Origin of the sequence: Nonomuraea sp. 3N208, from assembly GCF_052245935.1 — a bacterium.
In the GTDB taxonomy this organism is placed as follows: domain Bacteria; phylum Actinomycetota; class Actinomycetes; order Streptosporangiales; family Streptosporangiaceae; genus Nonomuraea.
The window spans coordinates 1-14,845 of record NZ_JBQQBR010000082.1; the positions used below are offsets into that span (position 1 = coordinate 1).

Sequence of the window (14,845 nt, forward strand, 5' to 3'; positions counted from 1 at the left end):
TGGCACGACGGTTGCAGACCCGGGCCGCGCAGGTCTGGCGTTTCACCGTCGACTTCGCCGTGCCCTTCACCAACAACCCCGCCGAACAGCCTCAGCGCATGGTCAAACTGCAGATGAAGATCGGCGGATGCTGGCGCAGTGTGCGCACCGCCGCCCGCTACTGCCTCATCCGCTCCTACCTCGGCACGGCCCGCAACCACGGCATCCACCCACTCGATGCCCTCCGCGATGCTCTGGCCGGAGACCCGTGGATGCCACCACAAAACGCCTGATCAATCACAGGCGTGAATGGATACGCTCACCGGTATTCTTCGTTCTTGGTCGTGTAAGCGTAGCCGTCGGCTCGCTGGAGCAAGTGCAGATGCTTGTGTGAGGTCTTCACGAGACCACTGGCTGTCTGCACAGTGTGGCTGCCGGAGGTTCGAACGGCGACCCGGCCGGTATGCGATCCAGCGTGCTTGCCTTTCGGCACGGTCGCGCGCACGAGATCCCCGGTCTGGAACCCGTGGATCAGCTTGGTGCGGGGTAGACGCAGCCGGGGAAAGCCGAAGGCGTCGGTGCGGGTCCGAGGATACGAGCCGCGCCCCGTGGCCGCAACGATGAGGACCTGGCTTGGCCACGAGACCACGTGATCGAGTTCACCCACGTGGAGGGCGTCCAGAGTGTGGGATTTGGGAGCTCCAGTACGATCGCGGTTCCATTTGGTGCGGCCACCGCTCCCATGGTGCACGGGCAGGCCGGCCGCCGCCAACGCGGTGTGGAGTATCCAGCGTGTGGTGTTGACGGTGGCGGCGTCCCGCAGCGACGCTTTGGCTTGGGCCAATAGCCGAGCCAGCACTGCTGGGCGGTCGGCGAGGAAGTCGGTGACGGGCCTGCTGTTCTTGGCCTGGTTGCACGGCACACATGCCAGGCACAGGTTGGTGATCCGGTCCGAGCCGCCCTTGGAGCGGGGCTGGACGTGGTCGATGTTCAACGGGGTGTTGCTCGCCGCGCAATAGGCGCAGGCTCGCCCCCATTTCTCGAGCAGATACTCGCGAACCTCATAGCTGTACAGGGTCCCATGCTGATACTCAGTACCCTGCAGCATCTTTCCCGCGGCCAGGGTGTGGGTGTCGAAGCGTACGGTCTCCACGTGGATTGCCCGCACAGGGGCAAGGTGGCGCAGCCGCTGCACCCAGCTCATCACGGTGTGCACGCGATGCCGCAAGCTCGGCGGCAGCGACCCCTGCGGGCGGGTGCGGTTGGCGAACCGGGGAGCGCGGTAGCGCAAGTTGCGCGACCGCCTGCCGCGCCGGTAGGCGGCCCGAGCCGTGAGCCTGTCGCGGATCTTGCCGCCGCGGTGGTCGAGTTGGATGCCGAACAGTCCATGGCGGGTGCCGTCGTGGGCGCGGAACAGGCTGATGCCGGTGTGCCTGCTGCCCTGATCGACGGCGACCTCCACTCCCTCGACCTCGGACTGTTCGGCGGTGCGGTCCTTCAGCCGGATGACGAACGGGGTGTGGCGGGCAACCACCGCCCGCCCCGACGCGAGGAGCTTGCGGGCGCGGGCGGGATGGCACGGATCGAGCGGCGTGCCGTCCGATGCCAGGACGAACACGCGGGGTGCGGTCTCACGACCGGCTTCTCCCTTGCGGGGGTGACGCCCGCCGCGTCAGGTGAGGCGGAGCGGGTCTCCCCTCGACCATGTTGGGCACTCCGCTGCCCGAAGGTGTCCGCGCCCCGTTTCGTCCCTGCTCCAGGGTTGTCTACTGACGCGAATTCCAGGGTCCGCCGCTGAGGAAGCGCGGCGGAGTGGATCTGCTGACGTGTGCCCAACGTAGCCACCAAGGTCACCTCCACATTGCTGGTGGCTGGGTCTGGTCACTCCGGCCCGTCCCCAACCAGGGGACAGGGCCCCGGCCTTCAGACTGGGGAGCGAGTGACGAGGTACGAGGATCACATGACAACTATGCCTGAGTTTCGAGCGTCAGGTGGCGGGCATGCCGGAGGTCGTGGAGGCGCATCGACTGTCCGGCGACCCCGACTTCCTGCTTCGGGTGGCCGTGGCCGACCTGGCCGCCTACGAGCGGTTCTACTCCGAGGCGCTCTCCGGGCTGCCGGGCGTCGCGCAGGTGACCTCACATGTGGCGATGAAGGCGATAAAGCCGGACACAGGGCTGCCGGTAACTCCGTGAGCAGAGCGCAACGGGTGGGGCACGCGCGTGGCACTGCCGGTAACTCCGTGAGCAGGGCCGCAAGGGACGGGGCCCGCAGGTGCTCACGCGGGCCCCGTACCAACATGCTCGAATGAGCTAGCTGATCAGGATCACTTCGGCAGGACCAGCAGCGCGTCGCCCACGGCGCGCTCCGCCCCGTCCGACGGCCGGTTGACCACCTTGTTGCCGACCACCATCGCCGTCGACCCGCCCCCGTCCAGGTTGATGGCCTGCCGCGCGCCCAGCCACCGCATGAACTGAGCCGCCTCGTGGAAGTTCGCCCCCACGGTGACCCCCGGCTGCCGACCGTCGATGGTGGCCAGGATCAGGCTGCCGTTCCTGGTGACGCCGAGCAGAGTACGCGGGTGGCGGCGCAGGATCATGTTCATGGAATCGTGGCCGTCGAGCTTGGCGGTGATCTTCACCTTGCCGTTCCTGACGAGGCCGACGCCACCCGCGATCACGTGCAGGTCCGGGGTCAGCTCGAGGGCCTTCTTGGTGCGCAGGTCCACGACCTTGGTGTCGACCTTGACCGTCCAGTCCTGCCAGGCGTGCTGGTTGAGCCAGTCGCCGGCCACGCCGTTGCCGTGCAGCACCCGCGTGCCCTTGGCCACGGCGGCGCCCGAGACCCGTACGCCGATGACCTTGCCGTTGACGTCCAAGACGACGTCGGTCCCGCCGGCGGGCGTGTTGGCTCCGTACTCCTCCGTGTACAGCACCAGCTCGTCAGTCGCGGCGGCCCGGTTGATGCCGCCAACCGCGGCCTGCTCGCCGTCCTGCGAGATCGCCGTGACCGTCGTCTTGAGCTCCGTGATCTTCGCGGTGCGGCCCTTGAGCACCACGGCCGAGCGGCCGGGCACCGCCTCGCTCAGCAGGCGGCCGCCCACGACGGACGCGCCGACGGGCTCGCCGCGCAGCTCCTTGGCGGTGTGGATGTTGAAGAAGCCGCCGTTGAGCCCGACCACGGCCTTGGCGGCCTTGGCCATGGACGAGACCGTTTCCCGCTTGGCCACGCTGGTGCCGAGCGAGGCGGCGTACGAGCCGCGGAACGTCCCGGCGTCGATCATGGCCACCTTGACGTTCCACGGGCCGGTGGTCTTGAACCCGTCGTCGCCGAGGTAGTCGACCTTGACCTTCAGGCCCGCTTCCTTGAACTTCTTGGCCGCCTCGTCGGCCTTCTTCTTGTCCTTGAGCGACCAGAGGCCGACCCGCACCATGTACTCGGTCTTGGCGGGCGCGTCGGCCACGGCGGGCCGGACGATCTCCTGCAGGCTGGGGGTCTCCCCTATGGCCTCCACCTCGGCGACCTTGGTCTCGGCGTTCGGGAGCGTGCCCGAGTCGCGGCCGTTCGGCATCAGCACGGTCAGGGTGTAACCGTCGGTCGAGGAGCCGGCCTTAACGTCATAGAGGTCGATACCCTGTGCCACGGCGGTCATGGTCTTGGTCGGCACGGGCCTGGTGCCCAGCGGAAACCTGGCCGCCGGGAACTTCACCGACACCTGCTCCGCCGCGACCGACGCGGCAGGCAGCGTGGTGACACTGATCGCGGCGGCTATGGCCAGGCCGCCGGCGATGGTGCGTCGAGACATGAACTCTCCAGAGGGCAGAAAAGGGACCGCACCATAGTGGCGAGATCAAGGTCGCCGGGGCAGGCGAACACGCGAACAAAAGGCAGGGGTTACGGAATTGACATCACTTGTGGATACAATTTCCGTATGACACGCATCTGCATGTGGTGGCGGCCGACAGACGGCCGCTGATTTCCCATGCCTGGGCCGTCTCCGAGACGGCCCTCGAGTATGTGCGTGCGGGTCCTCTCCGGGACGGCATTGACCTCGAAGGAGAAGACCGTCATGAACGACGTGGTGCTCACGGGCGATCGCCCGACCGGCCGGCTGCATTTGGGCCACTACTTCGGCTCCCTGGCCAACCGCGTGAAACTGCAGCACGAATACCCGATGTATGTCCTGATCGCCGACTACCAGGTGATCACCGACCGTGACCTGCCCGGCCAGATTCAGCGCAACATCACCGATTTACTGCTCGACTACCTGGCGGTCGGGCTGGATCCGGCCAAGGTGACGATCTTCCAGCACAGCGCCATCCCGGAGCTCAACCAGCTGCTGCTGCCGTTCCTGAGCCTGGTGTCGGTGGCGGAGCTACGCCGCAACCCCACGGTGAAGGACGAGATCGCGCACAGCTCTCAGCAGGCGGTCAGCGGCCTGATGTTCACCTATCCGGTGCATCAGGCGGCCGACATCCTGTTCTGTAAGGGCACGCTCGTGCCCGTCGGCAAGGACCAGCTGCCGCACGTCGAGGTGACGCGGTTGGTGGCACGCCGCTTCAATGAGCGCTACGCCGAGGTGTTCCCGATACCGGAGGCGATGCTGGGCGAGCAGCCGCTGCTCAAGGGGCTCGACGGGGGCAAGATGAGCAAGAGCCGCGGCAACGCGATCGAGCTGGCGGCCACCGAGGACGAGACGGCCGCGCTCATCCGCAAGGCCCGCACCGACGCCATGCGGCTGATCACCTACGAGACGCACCGCCCCGAGGTTGCGAACCTGCTCACGCTGGCGAGCCTCTGCCTGGACCGCCCGCCGCAGGACATCGCCGACGAGATCGGGGACGGCGGCGCCGCCGCGCTCAAGCGCCTGGTCACCGAGGCGGTCAACGAGTTCCTGCGGCCGATCAGGCAACGCCGCGGCGAGCACACAGAGGCCGACGTCAGGCAGATCCTGGCTGCGGGCAACGAGCGTGCTCGCGAGCGCGCGATCCGTACTCTCGACGAGGTCAGGGAGGCGATGGGCTTTTGACGTGCGGGTCAGGCGGTAGCGGCCGCCTTTGGCCCGCAGGTAGCCGAGCCCGGCCAGCACGCGTAACAGCACCTCGACCGCCCGGCGATCGGCGTTAAGCGTGCTGGCGACCGCGTCGGTCGTGGCCGGGCGCTCGCGCAGGGCGCCGAACACCCCAGCCGGGCCGGTAGAACCCCCGGCGCCTAGCGCGTCTGGTAGACCTGTCGCAGCGTCTCGTGCACGATCCACGTGGTCCTGGCACCCTCGGCCAGCAAGCACACGTCTCCGGGGGCGACCTCGATCGTGGCGCCGCCCTCTACGGCGATCGTGGCACGGCCCGACAGCACGACGAAGATCTCGTCCCGCTCCACGTCCGTGACGATGCCCGGCGTGATCTCCCAGATGCCCCGGCCGCCGCCGAGTTCCAGAGACGACGTGACAGGATCGCCTGCGACGATCTGCTCGGGATCGAGCTCATCAGGGGTCAGCCGCACGTCGTGGACGGGCACGGAGAACGCGCCCCCGGTGGCGAGCATGCGGCCGAGGTCGGCCAGGTCCGGCATCAACACGTCAGACATATCGCCCATTCCAACACATCTGCGCGGTCAACGGTTCTCCCGGCGGAAGGACTCCAGTGCCAGCAGGGCCACGTGGAGCGACAGGCACGACTCGACGTCGTCGAGGTCGGTGTCGAGGATGCGCTCGAGGCGACGCAGGCGATCGTAGAAGGCGGGCCTGGACAGATGAGCCTTCTGCGCGGCGACGGCCTTGTTGCGTCCCGCGTCCAGGTAGATCCGCAGGATTCTGGTGAGGTCGCCGCCCCGCTGGGCGTCGTGGCCCAGCAGCGGTCCCAGCTCCCGCTCGGCGAACGTCTGCAGCCGCGCGTCGTCGCGCAGCAGGTGGAGCAGGCCGCGCAGGCGCAGGTCGGGCAGCCGGTAGAAGGCCCGGCCGTCCGGCTGGCGGACCGCCACGTCGGCCACCTGCTCGGCCTCGAGAAAGCTGCGGCGTACGTCCCTGATCGACTCCACCACCGAGCCGGCCGCCAACACGAACGCCGATCCGGGCCGCCACAACATGCGAAGCCGCTCGGCCAGCGCGGTCAGGGCGGCCTCGGCCTGGGTACGCGGCGGCAGCGGCAGCAGCACACCCACGCGTTCCTGGTCGAGCGCCCCGACCAGGGCGGGCAGGCGGGCGTCACGACAGGCGCCGGCGGTGGCCTCGGCCAGCTCGCCCAGCTGCGCCTGGCCGTCCAGGGCCTGGTCGGCCGGGTCGGTCGGCCTGATGACCACGCTGATCAGCTTGCGTCCCGTCAGCGGCACGCCGACCGCGCGGGCGCGCGCGGCGGCCTCGTCGGGATCGGAGTAGGCGTGGGTCAGGATGCCGGTGATGATCGTGCCGTGGGCCTGGCGCTCCAGTGACTCCTGATGGCGTTCCAGCAGCCGGCCCAGCGCGAGTGTGGTGGCCGCCCGCTCGGCCAGCACGAGATCGCGCGGCGACGGCGCCGCGTCGCAGATCAGGATCAGCCTGCCCCAGTCCTGCCCGCGCGCCCCGACCGTGGTGACCAGCCAGCCTGAGGCCGCGTCGTACGCGGTGCGCTCGGCCGGGGCCACCGCCCGCGACCTGGTCTCCCACCCGGCCAGCAGGGCGCCCGCGTCGCGCCCCGCGGACGCGCAGGCCAGCACCTGGTGCGCGAGGTTCTCCAGCAGCACCGGCCGGTTGGACAGTCTGGCCACCTGGGCGAGCACCTCGGTCGGCGAGGCGCCCTCGACCGACAGTTCGGTGAAGACCTCGTGGAGCTGCTCGGAGGCCCGCAGCTCCTCCAGCTGGATGTCGATGATCCAGGCGTGCACCGACTCGGTGATCTGCACGAACGGGGTTTCCCTGGTCAGCACGATGACCGGCAGCCCGTGTTCCTCTGCCGACTTGACCACCGCGCGCGGCAGCTCCCGTACGAACCTGCGGCCCAGCTCCACGACCAGGCCCGACGCGCCCACCGCGGACAGCTCGCCGATGTAGTCGGCGAGCTTCTCCGGGTCCTCGGGAAGCGCCACGCCCGTAGTGAGCACCAGCTCGCCGCCGCGCAGCAGGCTGGCGATGTCGGCGATCTCGCCGACGTGAACCCACCGCACCTTCGTGTCCAGCCGGTCCCCGCCCGCGACGACCTGCGGGCCGCCCCGGCGCACGGTCTCCAGGGCAAGGACGTCGGCGATGGTGGGGAGCACGGGGCAGAGCCTAGCCGATCAATCTGTAAAAGCGGCTATGCAGACATTTACGCTCTGTCATGAATTGAGATCTTCCTCGCGGTACTCTCGCTGTGGCTCCCGCACCCGCAGCTCGACCCGGCGGATCTTGCCCGAGATCGTCTTGGGCAGCTCGCCGAACTCCAGCCGCCGCACCCGCTTGTACGGAGCCAGCTCCCGCCGGCAGTGCTCGAAGATCGACCGGGCGGTCTCGTCGCCTGCCTCGAACCCCGGTGCGAGCGTCACGTACGCCTTCGGCACGGCGAGCCGCACCGGGTCGGGTGCGGGCACCACGGCCGCCTCCGCCACGGCCGCGTGCTCCAGCAGCACGCTCTCCAACTCGAACGGCGAGATGCGGTAGTCGGAGGCCTTGAAGACGTCGTCGGTCCTGCCGACATAGGTGATGTAGCCGTCCTGGTCGCGGGTGGCGACGTCGCCGGTGTGGTAGTAGCCGCCCTGCGTGGCTTCGGCGGAGCCGCCGACGTATCCCGCCATGAGCCCCAGCGGACGGCGCTCGTCCAGCGGCAGGCAGATCTCGCCGTCGTCCCCCGGCTCGCCGCTGACCGGGTCGAGGAGCACGACGTCATAGCCGGGCAGCGGGCGTCCCATCGATCCAGGCTTGACCGGCTCGTCGGGGGCGTTGCCGATCTGCGCGGTGGTCTCGGTCTGGCCGTAGCCGTCCCTGATCGTGATGCCCCACGCCTTGGCCACCTGGTCGATGATCTCGGGATTGAGCGGCTCGCCGGCGGCCACGGCCGTACGCAGCGGCAGCTTCCAGGCGGCCAGATCCTCCTGGATGAGCATCCGCCACACGGTCGGCGGCGCGCAGAACGTGGTGACCCGCTCGTCCCGCAGCACCTCCAGCAGCGCCGGCGCGGAGAAACGCTGGTAGTCGTGGACCAGCACGGTCGCCCCCGCGTTCCACGGCGCGAACACGTTGCTCCACGCGTGCTTGGCCCATCCCGGCGAGGACACGTTGAGATGCACGTCGCCGGGCCGCACCCCGATCCAGAACATGGTCGACAGATGCCCGGCCGGATAGGACGCGTGCGTGTGCTCGACCAGCTTGGGCTGGGACGTGGTGCCGGAGGTGAAGTAGAGCAGCAGCGTGTCGTCCGGCCTGGTCGGCGCGCCGGGGATGAAGGCCTCGTGTGCCTCGTACGCCTCGTGGTACGGCAGCCAGTTGTAGGCGTCCCCTACGGCGATCCTGGTGAACTCCCCGGTCCCGAACTTGCCGGCGTCGGAGGCGTTCGCGATCACGTGGGAGACGCCGCCGCGCTCGACGCGCTCGCTGACGTCCTTGGCCGTCAGCAGCGTCGTGGCCGGGATGATGACCGCGCCCAGCTTCATCGCGGCCAGCAACGCCTCCCACAGCTCGGCCTGGTTGCCCAGCATGAGCAGGATCCGGTCGCCCCGGCGCACCCCCTGCTCGTGCAGCCAGTTCGCGACCTGGTTGGAGCGGGCCGAGAGCTCGGCGAAGGTGTAGGCGGCCTGGCTCGACCCCACGATCTTCAGCGCGACGGCGTCGGGCGTCTCGGCGGCCAGCACCCCGTCGAACCAGTCGAGCGCCCAGTTGAACGCGTTGAGCTCCGGCCAGCGGAAGTGGCGGCGCGCGGTGGCGGGGTCGGTGTGGAGGAGGAAGTCGCGGGCGGCACGGAAATCGTCCATGCCCGGATCCTGCTACGTCGCCAGCCGCCGCTCAAGGCCGTCGAGCATCGACACCAGCCCGAAATCGAAGGCCACCGCGCGGACGGTGTTCGGGTCGTCGTACATTTCCAAGTTGGTGCGTTCGAGAATGTCGGGAAAGTCCCTGGCGGCCTTCCTGAGCGTCGTGCGCATCTCGTCCGGGTCGTACTCGTGATCGGCCATCGCGTTGTTCCAGGCGATCTCGGGAAGCGTCGTCCCGTAGACGTAGGCGGTGACCGTGGAGGCGGCGTAGTCGATGTCCATCCCCTTGAATCCGGCCGCCGCGAACACCTTGCGCATCCGGTCGGCCGCCTGGATCGCGTTGGGGCCGAGCGCAGGCAGCCGGCCGAGCAGATCGGCCGACCACGGGTGGCGCAGCATCGCCGCGCGCATGCTGTAAGCCAGGACCGAGGCGGCCTCGCGCCAGCCCACTTCCTCGGGGTGGGGCACCTTCAACTCGCCCCACAGCTCGTCGTAGGCCAACTCGAGCAACTCGTCCTTGTTGGCGACGTACCAGTAGAGGCTGGTCGCGCCGGCGCTCAGTTTCGCGCCGAGCTTACGCATGCTCAGTCCGTCCAGGCCATCCTCGTCCAGCAGCTCGATCGCCGCTCTGACGATCTCCTCGCGGCTGCGGCCCGGGCTCGTGGTCTTACGTGGATCGCGGGTCCAGACGGAGGTGAACTGCTTGGCGTTCATAACCTCAGGATAAATGTACTCGCACACTGTGCGAGAGGTGTCGTACAGTGTGCGAGTGAACTCGAACGCTGTACGAGACCCCCGTCGCTGGTGGATCCTCGTCGTCCTGTGCCTGGCGCTGCTGGTCCTGGTGGTCGACAACACCGTGCTCAACCTCGCCATCCCGTCGCTGAACGAGGAAATGGGCGCGACCCCGTCGGACATCCAGTGGATCATCGATGCGTACGTGCTGGCCTACGCCGGCCTCCTGCTCACCTCGGGCAGCCTGTCCGACAAGTACGGCCGCCGCCTCTTCCTCATCATCGGCTTGGTGTTCTTCGGCGGCGCGTCGCTGCTGGCCGTGCTCGTCACCGAGCCCTGGCAGCTGATCGGCGCGCGGGCGCTGATGGGCATCGGCGGCTCGCTCGTCATGCCGTCCACGTTGTCGATCCTGATGACCGTGTTCGACGAGGACGAGCGGCGCAAGGCGATGGCCGCCTGGAGCGCCGTGGCGCTGGTCGGCCTGGTGTCGGGTCCGACCCTGGGCGGCCTGCTGCTCCAGAACTACTGGTGGGGCTCGGTCTTCCTGCTGAACGTGCCGATCGCCGCCGTCGCCATCGTGGCCGCCGTCGTCCTCATGCCGGAGAGCCGCAGCACCGGCCGGAAGATCGACCCGGTGGGTGTGGTGTTGTCCATCGTGGGCCTGACCGCGGCCGTCTACGTGATCATCGAACGGGAGTGGAACATCCCCGTCATCGCGCTGGCCGTCCTCGCCCTCGGCGCCTTCGTGGTCTGGGAGCGCAGGCAGGAGCAGCCGATGTTGCCGCTCCACTTGTTCGCCAACCGCAACTTCAGCGGCGCGTCCTTCTCGATCCTGCTGATGGCGTTCGGCGCGGGCGCGGTGATGTTGATGCTCACCCAGTACCTGCAGTACGTGCTGGGCTACGAAGAGATGCAGGCCGGCCTCGCCATGCTGCCCTACGCCGTGGCCGCCGCGATCTTCAACGGCGTGGGCGCCGGGCTCGGGCAGCGGGTCAGCAACCGGGTGCTGATCGGCTCCGGGCTGCTGCTGATAGCCGGGGGCTTCGTCGTCATGGCCCTGACCACCGGATACCTGCCCCTGCTCATCGGGCTGGTGATCATGGGCATCGGCGGTGGCCTGGCCGGACCGTCCGCCTACGCCTCGCTCATGGGCGCCATCCCGCTGGAGCACGCCGGCGTGGGTTCGGCGCTCAACGACACCGTCCAGCAGGTCGGCGTGGCGCTGAGCATCGCCATCCTGGGCAGCGTGCTGGCCGGGCAGTACACCTCCCAGATGCCCGCCGACGTCCCGGCGGCCGCTCGGGAGTCGATCGGCGCCGCCCACCCGATGGGCTACGCGGAGGTCGCCAACGAGGCCTTCACCTCCGCCATGCACCTCGGCTCGTGGGTGGGCGCCGCCTTCTGCGTCGCCGCCGCGCTGCTCGCGGTGACCGTGATGCGTCCGGCCAAGCCGGTCGCGACGCCCGAGCCTGCGAAGGTTTAGCGCACACGGGGCTCCCGCATGCTCTCCAGGCTGTCCAGCTTGTGCGTGCGCTCGTCGTGGCCGATCTGCCGGAGCAGGTCGGCCACCGAGCGGTAGCGGCCGTACTCGGCGGCGTACGTGCCGGGGTCCGGAACGAAGTCCAGGTCGGGGTTCTCCGCCACGAACGTCATGTACTCGTGCTCGGCGTGGTCCTCGAACTCCGCGTTCAGCCGGTAGCTCCAGTCCGGCCTGACCAGGAACAACACCCAGGACACGTGGTAGTAGAAGAACGCGATCATCCAGGGCGCGGCCTTGTGCAGCAGCCAGGTCTGCCGCTGGCCGGTGCGCTGCACGAGATCCTGCATGATCAGCAGGTGCCACTGCTCGTTGTCCTGGTCGGCGCGGGCCTCCACGATCCGCTCGAAAACCCTCTTGGCGAGTGCCGAGCGGCCCGCGTGCCGGTGCACCGCCCAGTAGCCCATCCGCTCCCACGCTTGGTACGGCACCCGGGCGATGATCTCCAGCATGGCGAACTTCGTGTACGAGCCCTTCTTGCCGTACATGAGGTCCACGGGCTTGAACATCATCTTGGCCAGCAGGCTGTAATTCATCCGCGGGGTGTCCAGGGTGTCCTGCTGGGCGCGGCGCAGACGCTCGCGGTCGAGCTTGGGCGGTCCGGACGGGGCCTCGGGCCGGCGGTCGACGGTGATGGTCATCTCGATCTCTCCTTCGGTTCGGATGATCCGATGGTGGCCGAGAGAGGTGCTCCGGGTCGTCGCCCGCCAGTGGTCATCTTCAGTGCTTCCGGCGGCGTAGCGAGGCGGCCTGACGTACATCGCCAGACGCACGGGACATCCCCTAGGGGGTGGATTTACGAGTTGTAACCTGATTTCGCCGCAAGCCGACAGTTTGCGGATAGGAGGATGAGGAACAGGACGGGATACTCGATAACATGTCGGACCTTCTCGCGCGCCACCGGGCAGTGATGCCGAACTGGTTGGCACTCAACTACACCGAGCCCATCGAAATCGTCAGCGGCAAGGGCAACCGGGTCATCGACGCCGACGGCAAGAGCTACCTGGACTTCTTCGCCGGCATCCTGACCAACATGATCGGCTACGACGTGCCCGAGGTGCGCGAGGCCGTCGAGCGCCAGCTCGCCACAGGCGTGATGCACACCAGCACCGTCTACCTGCTGCGTGGCCAGATCGAGCTGGCCGAGAAGATCGCTCGGTTGTCCGGCATCCCCGACGCCAAGGTCTTCTTCACCAACTCCGGCACCGAGGCCAACGAGACGGCGCTGCTCCTGGCCACGTACGCGCGCAAGAGCGACCAGGTGCTCGCCATGCGGCAGAGCTACCACGGGCGCAGCTTCGGCGCCGTCAGCGTCACCTCCAACCGGTCGTGGAAGAACAACTCGCTGTCCCCGCTCAACGTGCACTTCCTGCACGGCGCCGACCGCCACCTGACGCAGTTCAAGGGCCTGTCGGACGCGGACTACATCCAGGCGTGCGTGGACGATCTGCGGCACGTGCTGGCCACCTCCGTCTCCAACGACGTGGCAGCGCTGATCGCCGAGCCGATCCAGGGCGTGGGCGGGTTCACGATGGCGCCCGACGGGTTGTTCGCCGCGTACAAGGAGGTCCTCGACGAGCAGGGCATCCTGTTCATCTCGGACGAGGTGCAGACCGGCTGGGGGCGCACCGGGAGCGCGTTCTTCGGCATCGAGAACCACGGTGTCACCCCGGACATGATCACCTTCGCCAAGGGGCTGGGCAACGGGTTCGCGGTGGGCGGCATCGTGGCCCGGGGGGATCTGATGGACGCCCCGCACGCCGTGGGCCTGTCCACGTTCGGCGGCAACCCGATCTCCATGGCCGCCGCCAACGCCACCCTCGACTACGTGCTCGACCACGACCTGCAGGCCAACGCCGCGCGGACCGGCGACATCATCATCCGCGGGCTGCGCGAGGCCGCCCGGCGGCTGCCCGTCGTCAAGGACGTCCGCGGCAAGGGCCTCATGTTCGCCGTCGAGCTGGAGACCCCGGCCCAGGCGGCCAGGTTCATGGAGGAGACCAAGAAGGCGGGGCTGCTGGCCGGCAAGGGCGGCCTGTACGGCACCGCCCTCCGCATGGCTCCGCCCCTCACCCTCACGGTGGACGAGGCCGTCGAGGGCCTCGGCATCATCGTCACCGCCCTCGAAACCATCAACGCAGAGGCAGCAGCACAGTGAAGTCCGTCAACCACTGGATCAACGGGGCGCCGGCGGACGGCTCAGGCCGTACCGCCGAGCTCTTCAACCCGGCCACCGGCGAGGTCTCCGGACACGTCGCGCTCGCCTCGGCGGCCGACGTGGACGCGGCCGTGGCGGCCGCCGTCGCGGCCTTCCCCGCCTGGCGGGACGCGTCGCTGGTCAAGCGGTCGCAGGTGCTCTTCCGCTTCCGCGAGCTCATGTACGCCCACCGCGACGAGCTGGCCGCCCTGATCTCCGCCGAGCACGGCAAGGTGCACGCCGACGCGCTCGGCGAGGTCGCCCGCGGTCTGGAGGTCGTGGAGTTCGCCTGCGGCATCCCGCACCTGCTCAAGGGCGGCTACTCCGAAGGCGTCTCGACCCGGGTCGACTCCTACTCGATCCGCCAGCCGCTCGGCGTCGTTGCCGGGATCACGCCGTTCAACTTCCCCGCCATGGTGCCGATGTGGATGTACCCGATCGCGATCGCCTGCGGGAACGCCTTCGTGCTCAAGCCGTCGGAGAAGGACCCGTCCGCGTCGCTGCTGATGGCGCGGTTGTGGCAGGAGGCCGGGCTGCCGGACGGCGTGTTCAACGTCGTGCAGGGCGACAAGGTCGCCGTGGACCGGCTGCTCGAGCACCCTGACGTGCGGGGAGTGTCGTTCGTCGGCTCGACCCCGATCGCCAAGTACGTCTACGAGACCGGCACCGCGCACGGCAAACGCGTGCAGGCGCTCGGTGGCGCCAAGAACCACATGCTCGTGCTCCCGGACGCCGACCTCGACCTGGTGGCGGACTCGGCGGTGTCGGCGGGGTTCGGCTCGGCGGGGGAGCGGTGCATGGCGATCTCCGTCGTCCTGGCCGTGGATCCGATCGGCGACGAGCTCGTCCAGAAGATCGTCGAACGGGTCGACAGGCTCGTGATCGGCCCCGGCGACGACCCGAAGGCGGAGATGGGGCCGCTGGTCACGGCCGCGCACCGGGACAAGGTCGCGTCCTACCTGGACCTCGGTGTCGAGGAGGGAGCCAAGCTGGTCGTGGACGGCCGCGAGACGCCCGTGCTCGGCGGTGGCAAGGCGGCCGGGACGCCCGGCTTCTGGCTCGGCCCGACGGTGCTCGATCACGTGCCCGCGGGCTCCCGTACGCACACCGACGAGATCTTCGGCCCCGTGTTGTCGATCGTGCGCGTCGGCTCGTACGAGGAGGGGCTGGAGGTCATCAACGGCGGCCTCTACGGCAACGGCACCGCAGTCTTCACCAACGACGGCGGCGCGGCCCGGCGGTTCCAGAACGAGGTCGAGGTCGGCATGGTCGGCATCAACGTGCCCATCCCGGTGCCGATGGCCTTCTACAGCTTCGGCGGCTGGAAGTCCTCGCTCTTCGGTGACACGCACGTGCACGGCACCGAGGGCGTGCACTTCTACACCCGCGGCAAGGTCGTCACCTCCCGCTGGCTCGACCCCTCCCACGGCGGCGTGAATCTGGGCTTCCCCACGAACAAGTAAGCCGCGATTCCGGCCGGG

General features: G+C 68.8%; 13 protein-coding genes and 1 pseudogene. 6 read left to right on the top strand and 8 right to left on the bottom strand.

All coding sequences use genetic code 11. The features are described from left to right. A partial coding sequence (locus ACTWPT_RS57730) for an IS66 family transposase (protein ID WP_443186064.1) occupies positions 1–272 on the top strand: 272 nt, incomplete at its 5' end. Positions 273–298: 26 nt separating this feature from the next. Here the strand turns inward: ACTWPT_RS57730 and iscB are convergent. Further along, positions 299–1,597, bottom strand: coding sequence for an RNA-guided endonuclease IscB (gene iscB / locus ACTWPT_RS57735; RefSeq protein WP_443186065.1), 1,299 nt, complete (start codon positions 1,595–1,597; stop codon positions 299–301). Between the two features lie 355 nt (positions 1,598–1,952). Here iscB and ACTWPT_RS57740 point away from each other — a divergent pair, with 355 nt between their 5' ends. Then, positions 1,953–2,174 carry an Lrp/AsnC ligand binding domain-containing protein gene (locus tag ACTWPT_RS57740; RefSeq protein ID WP_443186088.1) on the top strand — a complete coding sequence of 74 codons (222 nt, stop codon included), beginning with the start codon at positions 1,953–1,955 and terminating at the stop codon, positions 2,172–2,174. Between the two features lie 131 nt (positions 2,175–2,305). Here ACTWPT_RS57740 and ACTWPT_RS57745 read toward each other — a convergent pair whose 3' ends face one another. Beyond that, positions 2,306–3,784 (bottom strand): phosphodiester glycosidase family protein, encoded by a 1,479-nt coding sequence (locus ACTWPT_RS57745; RefSeq protein ID WP_443186066.1) that lies wholly within the window; start codon positions 3,782–3,784, stop codon positions 2,306–2,308. A 264-nt stretch (positions 3,785–4,048) separates the two neighbouring features. Between ACTWPT_RS57745 and trpS the strand changes: the two genes are divergently transcribed. Continuing rightward, entirely contained in the window at positions 4,049–5,008 is a 960-nt protein-coding gene (gene trpS, locus ACTWPT_RS57750) for a tryptophan--tRNA ligase (protein WP_443186067.1), read from the top strand. Between the two features lie 51 nt (positions 5,009–5,059). On the opposite strand, the pseudogene ACTWPT_RS57755 reads toward trpS, so the two are convergent. From ACTWPT_RS57755 to ACTWPT_RS57775, 5 genes and pseudogenes are all read right to left on the bottom strand, one after another. Beyond that, a pseudogene (locus ACTWPT_RS57755) lies at positions 5,060–5,266 on the bottom strand (hypothetical protein); the annotation flags it as partial. Next, positions 5,191–5,565: a cupin domain-containing protein gene (locus tag ACTWPT_RS57760; protein WP_443186068.1), complete on the bottom strand. Its 375-nt coding sequence runs from the start codon at positions 5,563–5,565 to the stop codon at positions 5,191–5,193. The gene ACTWPT_RS57760 and the pseudogene ACTWPT_RS57755, both read right to left, overlap by 76 nt. A 27-nt stretch (positions 5,566–5,592) precedes the next feature. Beyond that, positions 5,593–7,209, bottom strand: coding sequence for a PucR family transcriptional regulator (locus ACTWPT_RS57765; RefSeq protein ID WP_443186069.1), 1,617 nt, complete (start codon positions 7,207–7,209; stop codon positions 5,593–5,595). A gap of 57 nt (positions 7,210–7,266) precedes the next feature. Continuing rightward, positions 7,267–8,895, bottom strand: a complete 1,629-nt coding sequence (locus tag ACTWPT_RS57770) for an AMP-binding protein (RefSeq protein ID WP_443186070.1) — start codon at positions 8,893–8,895, stop codon at positions 7,267–7,269. Positions 8,896–8,907: 12 nt separating this feature from the next. Next, the gene (locus tag ACTWPT_RS57775) at positions 8,908–9,609 is read right to left on the bottom strand and encodes a TetR/AcrR family transcriptional regulator C-terminal domain-containing protein (RefSeq protein ID WP_443186071.1); all 702 of its coding nucleotides are present in this window, start codon (positions 9,607–9,609) and stop codon (positions 8,908–8,910) included. Between the two features lie 55 nt (positions 9,610–9,664). Between ACTWPT_RS57775 and ACTWPT_RS57780 the strand changes: the two genes are divergently transcribed. Beyond that, entirely contained in the window at positions 9,665–11,113 is a 1,449-nt protein-coding gene (locus tag ACTWPT_RS57780) for an MFS transporter (protein WP_443186072.1), read from the top strand. Here ACTWPT_RS57780 and ACTWPT_RS57785 read toward each other — a convergent pair. Then, positions 11,110–11,808, bottom strand: a complete 699-nt coding sequence (locus ACTWPT_RS57785) for an alternative oxidase (RefSeq protein ID WP_443186073.1) — start codon at positions 11,806–11,808, stop codon at positions 11,110–11,112. The genes ACTWPT_RS57780 and ACTWPT_RS57785 overlap by 4 nt on opposite strands. Positions 11,809–12,044: 236 nt before the next feature. On the opposite strand from ACTWPT_RS57785, the gene ACTWPT_RS57790 reads away from it, so the two are divergent. Together ACTWPT_RS57790 and ACTWPT_RS57795 are read left to right on the top strand one after the other, a co-directional pair. Then, positions 12,045–13,325, top strand: coding sequence for an aspartate aminotransferase family protein (locus ACTWPT_RS57790; RefSeq protein WP_443186074.1), 1,281 nt, complete (start codon positions 12,045–12,047; stop codon positions 13,323–13,325). Next, complete coding sequence (locus ACTWPT_RS57795) at positions 13,322–14,827, top strand: CoA-acylating methylmalonate-semialdehyde dehydrogenase (RefSeq protein ID WP_443186075.1); 1,506 nt, start codon at positions 13,322–13,324, stop codon at positions 14,825–14,827. The genes ACTWPT_RS57790 and ACTWPT_RS57795 overlap by 4 nt, the downstream gene beginning before the upstream one ends. The last annotated feature ends 18 nt before the right edge of the window (positions 14,828–14,845 follow it).